Annotated in this window: 2 rRNA genes; both read left to right on the top strand. The window is 56.6% G+C overall.

The features are described from left to right. The first annotated feature begins 140 nt into the window (after nt 1–140). Nucleotides 141–1,657, top strand: a 16S ribosomal RNA gene (locus SK571_RS45980). A 341-nt stretch (nt 1,658–1,998) separates the two neighbouring features. Further along, a 23S ribosomal RNA gene (locus SK571_RS45985) occupies nt 1,999–3,230 on the top strand; the annotation flags it as partial.

A 3,230-nucleotide genomic window follows, 5' to 3' on the forward strand; every position in this document is an offset into this window, starting at 1 on the left:
GCGCGTGTTCTTTGAGAACTCAACAGCGTGCCGAAACACAGCCAGTAATATATGAATTACCTCCTCGTCGAGGTAGTTCCTTTGAGGCAAGACTAGATTGATGCCAGACATATTCCGTCTGGAGCGATCAAACACAATCCTTATTGGAGAGTTTGATCCTGGCTCAGGACGAACGCTGGCGGCGTGCTTAACACATGCAAGTCGAGCGGTAAGGCCCTTCGGGGTACACGAGCGGCGAACGGGTGAGTAACACGTGGGTAACCTGCCCTGTACTCTGGGATAAGCCTTGGAAACGAGGTCTAATACCGGATACGACCTGGAATCGCATGATTTTGGGTGGAAAGTTCCGGCGGTATGGGATGGACCCGCGGCCTATCAGCTTGTTGGTGGGGTAATGGCCTACCAAGGCGACGACGGGTAGCCGGCCTGAGAGGGTGACCGGCCACACTGGGACTGAGACACGGCCCAGACTCCTACGGGAGGCAGCAGTGGGGAATATTGCACAATGGGCGAAAGCCTGATGCAGCGACGCCGCGTGAGGGATGACGGCCTTCGGGTTGTAAACCTCTTTCAGCAGGGACGAAGCGCAAGTGACGGTACCTGCAGAAGAAGCACCGGCTAACTACGTGCCAGCAGCCGCGGTAATACGTAGGGTGCGAGCGTTGTCCGGAATTATTGGGCGTAAAGAGCTCGTAGGCGGTTTGTCGCGTCGGCCGTGAAAACTTGGGGCTTAACTCCAAGCTTGCGGTCGATACGGGCAGACTTGAGTTCGGCAGGGGAGACTGGAATTCCTGGTGTAGCGGTGAAATGCGCAGATATCAGGAGGAACACCGGTGGCGAAGGCGGGTCTCTGGGCCGACACTGACGCTGAGGAGCGAAAGCGTGGGGAGCGAACAGGATTAGATACCCTGGTAGTCCACGCCGTAAACGGTGGGTGCTAGGTGTGGGGGGCTTCCACGCCCTCTGTGCCGCAGCTAACGCATTAAGCACCCCGCCTGGGGAGTACGGCCGCAAGGCTAAAACTCAAAGGAATTGACGGGGGCCCGCACAAGCGGCGGAGCATGTGGATTAATTCGATGCAACGCGAAGAACCTTACCTGGGCTTGACATGGACTAGAAAGCTCTAGAGATAGAGCCTCCCTTGTGGCTGGTTCACAGGTGGTGCATGGCTGTCGTCAGCTCGTGTCGTGAGATGTTGGGTTAAGTCCCGCAACGAGCGCAACCCTCGTTCCATGTTGCCAGCACGTAATGGTGGGGACTCATGGGAGACTGCCGGGGTCAACTCGGAGGAAGGTGGGGATGACGTCAAGTCATCATGCCCCTTATGTCCAGGGCTTCACACATGCTACAATGGCCGGTACAAAGGGCTGCTAAGCCGTGAGGTGGAGCGAATCCCATAAAGCCGGTCTCAGTTCGGATCGGGGTCTGCAACTCGACCCCGTGAAGTCGGAGTCGCTAGTAATCGCAGATCAGCAACGCTGCGGTGAATACGTTCCCGGGCCTTGTACACACCGCCCGTCACGTCACGAAAGTCGGTAACACCCGAAGCCCGTGGCTCAACCCGCAAGGGGGAGAGCGGTCGAAGGTGGGACTGGCGATTGGGACGAAGTCGTAACAAGGTAGCCGTACCGGAAGGTGCGGCTGGATCACCTCCTTTCTAAGGAGCATCTACCAGTGTTCTGAGCGAACGTCTCAGCACTGGTCAGAACCACACCAGCCTTGATGCTGGGTGGGCTCATTAGTGGATGCTGGCTGGCTAGACGTCCGGTTGCCGGATGAGTGAGTACTGCAGGCTTGCCTGCGTGGAAAGGTCATCGGGGGGCTGGGTGAACAGATCGGTACGCTGTTGGGTCCTGAGGGAACACGCTTTTTGTGTCTTTCAGTGATCGGCCACTTGCCGCGGATGAACCACCTGACGATGGTCAGGCCGGCGTCTGCAGTAGCGCGAGTGGATCTGATTGTTCTTTGAGAACTGCACAGTGGATGCGAGCATCTTTGTAGCAAGTTAGTAAGGGCATACGGTGGATGTCTTGGCACCAGGAGCCGATGAAGGACGTAGGAGACTGCGAAAAGTCTAGGGGAGCTGTCAACCGAGCTGAGATCCTAGAATTTCCGAATGGGGAAACCCGGCCCCAGTCATGTGGGGTCACCCATACCTGAACACATAGGGTATGTGGAGGGAACGCGGGGAAGTGAAACATCTCAGTACCCGCAGGAAGAGAAAACAACCGTGATTCCGTGAGTAGTGGCGAGCGAAAGCGGAAGAGGCTAAACCGCGTCTGTGTGATACCCGGCAGGGGTTGCATTCGCGGGGTCGTGGGACCTCTTGGCTAGTTCTGCCGAGCTAGCAAACAGTCAGAAAACGCATCGTTAGAGGAACGTGTCTGGAAAGCACGAGCGTAGAGGGTGAAACTCCCGTACTCGAAAACGTAGCGTCTGTTTAGAGTGTTCCCAAGTAGCAGCGTACTCGTGAAATTCGCTGTGAATCTGGCGGGACCACCCGCTAAGCCTAAATACTCCCTGGTGACCGATAGCGGACTAGTACCGTGAGGGAAAGATGAAAAGTACCCCGGGAGGGGAGTGAAATAGTACCTGAAACCGTGTGCCTACAATCCGTCGGAGCCTTTAGGGGTGACGGCGTGCCTTTTGAAGAATGAGCCTGCGAGTTAGTGCTACGTGGCGAGGTTAACCCGTGTGGGGTAGCCGTAGCGAAAGCGAGTCTGAATAGGGCGCTTGAGTCGCGTGGTCTAGACCCGAAGCGGTGTGATCTAGCCATGGCCAGGGTGAAGCGCGGGTAAGACCGCGTGGAGGCCCGAACCCACCAGGGTTGAAAACCTGGGGGATGAGCTGTGGTTAGGGGTGAAAGGCCAATCAAACACCGTGATAGCTGGTTCTCCCCGAAATGCATTTAGGTGCAGCGTCGTATGTTTCACCACGGGGGTAGAGCACTGGATGGTCTAGGGGGCCTACAAGCTTACCGAAATCAACCAAACTCCGAATACCGTGGTGTGAGAGTGCGGCAGTGAGACTGCGGGGGATAAGCTTCGTAGTCGAGAGGGAAACAGCCCAGAACGCCAGCTAAGGTCCCTAAGTGTGTGCTAAGTGGGAAAGGATGTGGGGTCGCACAGACAGCCAGGAGGTTGGCTTAGAAGCAGCCACCCTTTAAAGAGTGCGTAATAGCTCACTGGTCAAGTGGTCCTGCGCCGACAATGTAGCGGGGCTTAAGCACA

Source organism: Lentzea kristufekii (genome assembly GCF_033949925.1).
GTDB classification, from domain to species: domain Bacteria; phylum Actinomycetota; class Actinomycetes; order Mycobacteriales; family Pseudonocardiaceae; genus Lentzea; species Lentzea kristufekii.